5 protein-coding genes are annotated in these 6,406 nt (G+C 53.1%); 2 read left to right on the top strand and 3 right to left on the bottom strand.

Going from position 1 to position 6,406, the window contains the following annotated elements:
• On the top strand, positions 1–684 hold a 684-nt coding region (locus tag KDK14_RS10270), incomplete at its 5' end, for an FGGY-family carbohydrate kinase (RefSeq protein ID WP_257265009.1).
• A gap of 71 nt (positions 685–755) precedes the next feature.
• Positions 756–2,402, top strand: coding sequence for a hypothetical protein (locus tag KDK14_RS10265; protein WP_257265008.1), 1,647 nt, complete (start codon positions 756–758; stop codon positions 2,400–2,402).
• 105 nt (positions 2,403–2,507) lie between these two features.
• On the opposite strand, the gene glmS is transcribed toward KDK14_RS10265, so the two are convergent.
• From glmS to KDK14_RS10250, 3 genes are all read right to left on the bottom strand, one after another.
• Positions 2,508–4,340, bottom strand: a complete 1,833-nt coding sequence (gene glmS, locus KDK14_RS10260) for a glutamine--fructose-6-phosphate transaminase (isomerizing) (protein ID WP_257265007.1) — start codon at positions 4,338–4,340, stop codon at positions 2,508–2,510.
• Positions 4,341–4,410: 70 nt separating this feature from the next.
• Positions 4,411–5,787 (bottom strand): bifunctional UDP-N-acetylglucosamine diphosphorylase/glucosamine-1-phosphate N-acetyltransferase GlmU, encoded by a 1,377-nt coding sequence (gene glmU / locus KDK14_RS10255; protein WP_257265006.1) that lies wholly within the window; start codon positions 5,785–5,787, stop codon positions 4,411–4,413.
• 332 nt (positions 5,788–6,119) lie between these two features.
• Positions 6,120–6,406 (bottom strand): hypothetical protein (locus tag KDK14_RS10250; protein ID WP_257265005.1); only part of this gene is annotated, 287 nt, incomplete at its 5' end.

Below are 6,406 nucleotides of genomic sequence, written 5' to 3'. Positions count from 1 at the left end.
GGCTTATGGCTGAATGAAGGTGGCCAATCGGCAGCGGGCTCTTTGATTGACCATGTGATTCGGGACAGTGCTTTTTATCCAGAGCTGATGAACATGGCCAAAGTGCAAGGCCGCAGCGAATACGAGATTCTCAATGAAGAAGTTGCCCGCCTCGAACAAGACGACCCGGCATTTACAGCGCACGTTCATTTATTGGGCTATCACCATGGCAATCGTTCACCCCGGGCAAACCCGCACCTGAAAGGAATGATTTCAGGGTTGTCACTCAATAAGGACCTGACGGAACTGGCCAAAGTCTACGTGGCTGCCATTCAGTCTGTTTCGTACGGCACGCGGCATATTATTGAAGCCCTGAACGACTCCGGGCACCGGATAACCCGCATCCATATGTGCGGCGGTGGCACCAAGAACCCCTTGTGGCTGAGGGAACACGCCAATGTCACCGGCTGTGACATTGTTCTCAGCAATGAAGATGAGGCGGTTATTCTCGGGTCAGCCATGCTGGCAGCAACGGCCAGCGGTGATTTCAACACGCTGCTCGATGCCATGAGTGCCATGTCGTCTACAGGTAAGGTGGTCAAACCACAGCCAGACACCAAAGCGTTTCACGATGCCAAGTACAGGGTTTTCCATGAGATGTATGAAGATCAGATGAAGTACAGGGCAATGATGCAGAATATTTGAATTACACTTAAGCAAATCAGGCCTTGAACCAAGGCCTTTTCGAAGTTACCCATTTTCGGAGATAACAACCAATGGCTCTCAATCTCAACCTGCCTGCGAAAAAGCCGCGCCAGACTCTGGCAAATAAAGAAGTGTTCATGATCACCAATGGTGATTTGCGTGATACAGCCAACAAAAACTGCTGGCAAGTGCAGAGCAGCTATGAAGAAAAGCTGCAGGCCGCCCTGCAGGAAAAATTTGGTTACACCATGCGCCGTGGCCACCCGGTTAAAAAAGACCAGGGGCATGGTTTTATCAGCAATCAGCGGGAAGGCTCCGATGTAATGGCAGCCATCGACCCCAAAGCGCCCTTGATTGTATTAATGACCGCCTGGCAATACTCTCACCATCTTGCACCATCGCTGGTTCACCATGAAGGTCCGGTTCTGCTGCTGGCTAACTTTGATGGTACATGGCCCGGGCTGGTAGGAGCCCTGTGCATGGCTGGTACTTTAACCAGCCTGGGGCGCAAACATAGCCGACTCTGGTCCGAAAATTTCGATGATGACTTTTTCTATGCAGGGCTTCAGTCATGGCTGGAGTCTGGCAACATTGAGCATGACACTTCCTACCTGAAGGAAATTACCAGAGATCACCCGGTCATGGGGACAGACGCAGGCAAGATTGGGCAGCAGGTTGGTCAGTACATTCTGGCAAACAAGGAGATTATGGGGCTGTTTGATATGTTCTGTATGGGCATGATAAACGGCGTGTTCCCAATGGAATCCCTGGTCAGGATTGGCATGCCGATCGAGTCCCTGTCCCAGTCTGCGCTGTTATACGAGATGAGTCTGGTTTCTCAGGCTGAGCGTGAACAGTGTCTGCAGTTCTACCTTGATCGCGGTATGGATTTCCAGTTTGGTACGGATTCCGCCACCGAGCTGACCCGGGAACAGGTCCTTGAACAGTGCGCCATGATGATTGCCATGGCTCGTTTTACCAAACGCTTCGGTCTTTCCAGTGTCGGTGTGCAGTACCAGCAGGGTCTGAAAGACAGTTGTGCAGCTTCTGACTTTGCAGAAGGTGCCATTGGTTCCAGTGAGCGCTTCCCGATTAAAGATGAAAACGGTGAGGTCATCCGCGCTGGCAAACCCATCCCGTGCATCAACGAAGTGGACATGGGTACCGCAATTCCTCAAACCATGCTGTTCCGTTTGCTCGATAGCCTGGGCTTGCCAGCAGAAACCACACTGCATGACATTCGCTGGGGCAGTGACTACGAAGGCACTTTCTACTGGGATTTCGAAATCTCCGGTTCCGTGCCCTTTGAACACCTCAAAGGTGGCATTGCGGGCGCTAAAGGCTATCGCCAGCCTGCCATGTATTTCCCTCTGGGTGGTTCAAGTATTGGTGGTCAGTGTAAGGCGGGGACCTTTATCTGGGCGCGTGCTCACTATGAAGGTACCGAAGTTCATCTGCATGTTGGTAGCGGAACTGCGTTTGAATTGCCACAGGCAGAATTCCAGCGTCGTCTGGACAGCACTACCAGAGAATGGCCTTTGATGAACTGCGTTCTTGATGGTGTAGGTCGTGATGACCTGATGGCTGGCCACCAGAGTAACCATATTACTGTCGCATATGTGCCCAAGGAAAGCTTGAAAGAAGTGCTGCAGGCATTTGTTGCCCAGGCGCTGACTCAGAATATGCGTGTTCATCTGGCAGGTTCGGCTCAAATCTGAACTGAATTAATGCTCAAGGCATGGGGATAGCCCATGCCTGTTTCACAGCCTGGGCCTTACACTGGACGGGTTTATTAATTGATTACACCTGCCCAACGACAAAAACTATTCAACCGTCACACTTTTGGCCAGGTTACGTGGCTGATCCACATCGGTACCCTTGATAATCGCCACATGATAAGAAAGCAGCTGCAGGGGAATGGTGTAAACAATCGGGGCAACCACCTCCGGCACCTCGTCCACTGGCAGAACCCGGACACCTTCGGTATCGGTCAGCCTTGCCTGTTTATCGGCAAAGACAAACAGCTGCCCGCCCCTGGCCCGGACCTCCTCCATATTGGATTTCAGTTTTTCCAGCAGATCGTTGTTCGGGGCCACCACAATCACCGGCATATCATTATCGATCAGGGCCAGGGGGCCGTGCTTCAGTTCACCGGCCGCGTAGGCTTCGGCGTGGATGTAGGAGATCTCCTTAAGTTTCAGGGCCCCCTCCATGGCGATGGGGTACTGGGTGCCACGCCCCAGGAACAGACAGTGTTGCTTATCGGCAAAGGCTTCTGCCATGGCTTCAATATCGTCACTCAGCGTCAGGGTATTGTTCAGGATATGAGGCAGGTGTCGTAACGCTGAGACGACATTGGATTCCTGTTCCGGGGTCATGCCCGTATGGCGGCCAATCGCCGTCACCAGCATCAGCAGTGCGGTTAACTGGGTGGTAAATGCCTTGGTGGATGCCACGCCAATCTCGGCACCGGCCCGGGTCATCATGGCGATATCCGACTCCCGCACCATGGACGAGCCCGGCACATTACAAATACTCAGTGAGGCCATGTAACCCAGTGCCTTGGCCAGCTTCAAGGCCGCCAGCGTATCCGCTGTCTCACCGGACTGGGAGATGGTGACAAACAGGCAATCTTCCGGCACAAAGAATTTCCGGTAGCGGAACTCAGAGGCAATCTCTACACGACAGGGAATACCCGCCAGCTCCTCAAACCAGTAGCGGGCCACCATACCGGCATGGTAACTGGTTCCACAGGCGACGATTTGCACGGCACGGGTTTTATTGAGGATCGCCTGGCCTTCCTGGCCCAGAATATCGAGGTTTAGCTGATGCTCGCCCAGGCGGCCTTCCAGGGTATTGGCGATGGCTTCGGGCTGCTCATGGATCTCTTTAAGCATGTAGTGGCGATAGGGGCCTTTATCGCCGGCGTCATGTTCAACATCGCTGTCCCTGGCCTCTCGCTCCACCGGGGTGCCGGTCACATCCAGAACCGTCACCCCGTTGCGGGTTACTTCGGCCACATCGCCCTCTTCCAGGAACATGAACCGGCGGGTAACCGGGAACAGTGCCAGCTGGTCGGAAGCGATAAAATGCTCGCCAATACCCACCCCGATCACCAGGGGGCTGCCGGAGCGGGCAACCACAAGACGTTCACTGTCGTTACAGTCCATCACCACCATGCCATAGGCCCCTTCGAGGCGGGCTACGGCTTTCTGTACCGCCTCCAGCAGGGAGTTACTGGTCTTCTGTTCAAGGCTAACCAGATGGGCAATAACTTCTGTGTCAGTATCGGAGGTAAAGACATAGCCTTCTATCTGAAGCAGGGCCCGCAGGGATTCATGGTTCTCGATAATGCCGTTATGCACGACAGCTATGTGATCATCCGATACGTGTGGATGAGCATTGCGCTCATTCGGTTCACCATGGGTAGCCCAGCGGGTATGGGCAATGCCGGTACCACCCCGTATCGGGTTACGGGCAACCGCATCGGCCAGTTCTGATACCTTGCCGGTACGCCTCTCCCGCCTGAGTTCGCCATTGGCACCAATGATGGCGATACCTGCTGAGTCATAGCCCCGGTATTCCAGACGACGAAGCCCTTCCAGCAGAATATCTGCCACGTCCCTTTGTGCTACTGCACCAACAATTCCACACATGGTATTCGATTCCTTAATACACGTTGCCACAATCTTCAGGGAGTTGATAAGCGACACTCCCCAGTGAACGTCAGTCCTCTTTTACCGGGCGCTGCCAGCCTTCGATATTACGCTGCCTGGCGCGGGCCACGGCCAACTGTTCATCGGGGATATCCCGGGTAATGGCGGAACCCGCACCAGTGGTGGCACCTCGCCCAATGGTCACAGGAGCCACCAGCGAACTGTTACTGCCGATAAAGGCACCATCGCCAATCACGGTCCTGAATTTATTAACACCGTCGTAATTGCAGGTAATGGTGCCAGCACCCACATTCACGTTGTCGCCTACTTCAGCATCGCCCACATAACTCAGGTGATTGACCTTGCTGCCCTGGCCAATAACGGTTTTCTTGATTTCCACAAAGTTACCAACCCGGGCTTTTTCCTTCAGTTCGGTGCCCGGCCTCAGGCGGGCAAAAGGGCCAACCTCACACCCGGCAGCAACAACTGCATCTTCAAGAATGGAGTGCGCCTTGATAACGGCACCTTCCCCAATAACAGAGTTGCGAATCACACAACCGGGTTCGATGTAAACGTTATCTGCCAGCTCAACCTTGCCTTCGAGAACCACATTGATGTCCAGGGTAATGTCATGGCCAGTCTTGACCTCACCGCGAATATCCAGACGACGTGGGTCGATTACCGTAACGCCGCTAACCATCAGGTTATTGGCCAGCTGGTGTTGGCGGGCCCTTTCCAGCTCCATCAGCTGGACACGGCTGTTAACACCTTCCACTTCAATAGGGATCTGTGGCTGGACATGGATAACCGTGGTGTCTTCGGCCACGGCCATGGAGACAATGTCAGTGAGATAGAATTCATGCTGAACGTTTTCATTCTTCAGATTGCTGATCCAGCCACTCGCCTTATTACCGGGAATGGCCATAATGCCGGTATTCACTTCATTAATGGCCAGCTGCTCGGGGGAGGCATCCTTATCTTCGACAATGGCCTGAATATTGCCCAGGCCATCACGGATAATCCGGCCATAACCGGAGGGGTTGGCCAGGTTGATGGTCAGCAGGCCCAGGCGCTCACCATTACTGGCCGCCAACAGTGACTGTAAAGAAGAAGAGTGAATCAGCGGAACGTCGCCGTAGAGTACCAGCACTACGTCGGCACCTTTACAGCCGGGCAGTGCCTGGCGCACAGCATGGCCGGTTCCCAACTGCTCTTCTTGCACCACCCAGTTCAGATCGTAATGGCCCAGTGCCTGTTTGACCTGCTCTGCCCCGTGGCCAATCACCACATGAATCTTGCCTTCACCGACTTTTCTCTGGGTGTGCAGGGCACTGAGGATAACATGTTCCAGCATAGGCTTGCCGGCAATGCAATGAAGTACCTTTGGCAGCCTGGATTTCATGCGGCTGCCCTGCCCGGCAGCAAGAATAACGATATCAGCTCTCATGGTAGCCTCGGTGGACAAAGTGCCCCGGTGGGAGCATCTGATTTATAACTGTTTCGTCTGTTAACACAAAAACAAGAGCGCTTGCAGGTATCAAACCTGATTCATCGGTGTGTTCTTTGGGAGAAAAATACCAGAACAAGGAGTATGTCTTTCGGAAATATCAGGAATATTGACCAATTGGCAAAACCTGCACCACTGTCGAATAATGAATGCCTGAATGCTCGAAAATCCAATTTGTATCGTCAGGTTAATGACCGTACGTAAAAAGACAACCCTCTATATCATAAAATAATTGACGACATTGCCAGCGACAGCATCTCAGAATGCACGGTTTAGCCGTTATTCGACCCGGGTGTTCCGGCAACAGGATTCATACTTTGCCTGATTATTTTTTCCAGCCGGTCAAGCTCATTCACAGGTTGCCCTTGATTATGCGTCCTGAATTCAGCAATTTGATGCAAGGGGTTGCCTGCTGATAACTGTGAATCCGCTTTATGCTCGCTGATCGGATGACTGATCTTATGACAGTAAGCAAGCTTCAGTTTATTCACCAGCTCCCTGACTTGATCAGTAAAATCCCCCGGCTCCAGACGGGCGATGGCAGCAGAAAATCCTTCCG

This window comes from Endozoicomonas sp. ONNA2, from assembly GCF_024606365.1.
In the GTDB taxonomy this organism is placed as follows: Bacteria; Pseudomonadota; Gammaproteobacteria; order Pseudomonadales; family Endozoicomonadaceae; genus Endozoicomonas.
The sequence above is the reverse complement of the archived record's forward strand: the minus strand, read 5'-3'. Positions and strand labels throughout refer to the sequence as shown.

Excerpts from the sequence above, each read along its gene's own strand:
- KDK14_RS10265 (WP_257265008.1), top strand. The coding sequence starts at position 756 with ATGGCTCTCAATCTCAACCTGCCTGCGAAAAAGCCGCGCCAGACTCTG.
- glmS (WP_257265007.1), bottom strand. The coding sequence starts at position 4,340 with ATGTGTGGAATTGTTGGTGCAGTAGCACAAAGGGACGTGGCAGATATT.
- glmU (WP_257265006.1), bottom strand. The coding sequence starts at position 5,787 with ATGAGAGCTGATATCGTTATTCTTGCTGCCGGGCAGGGCAGCCGCATG.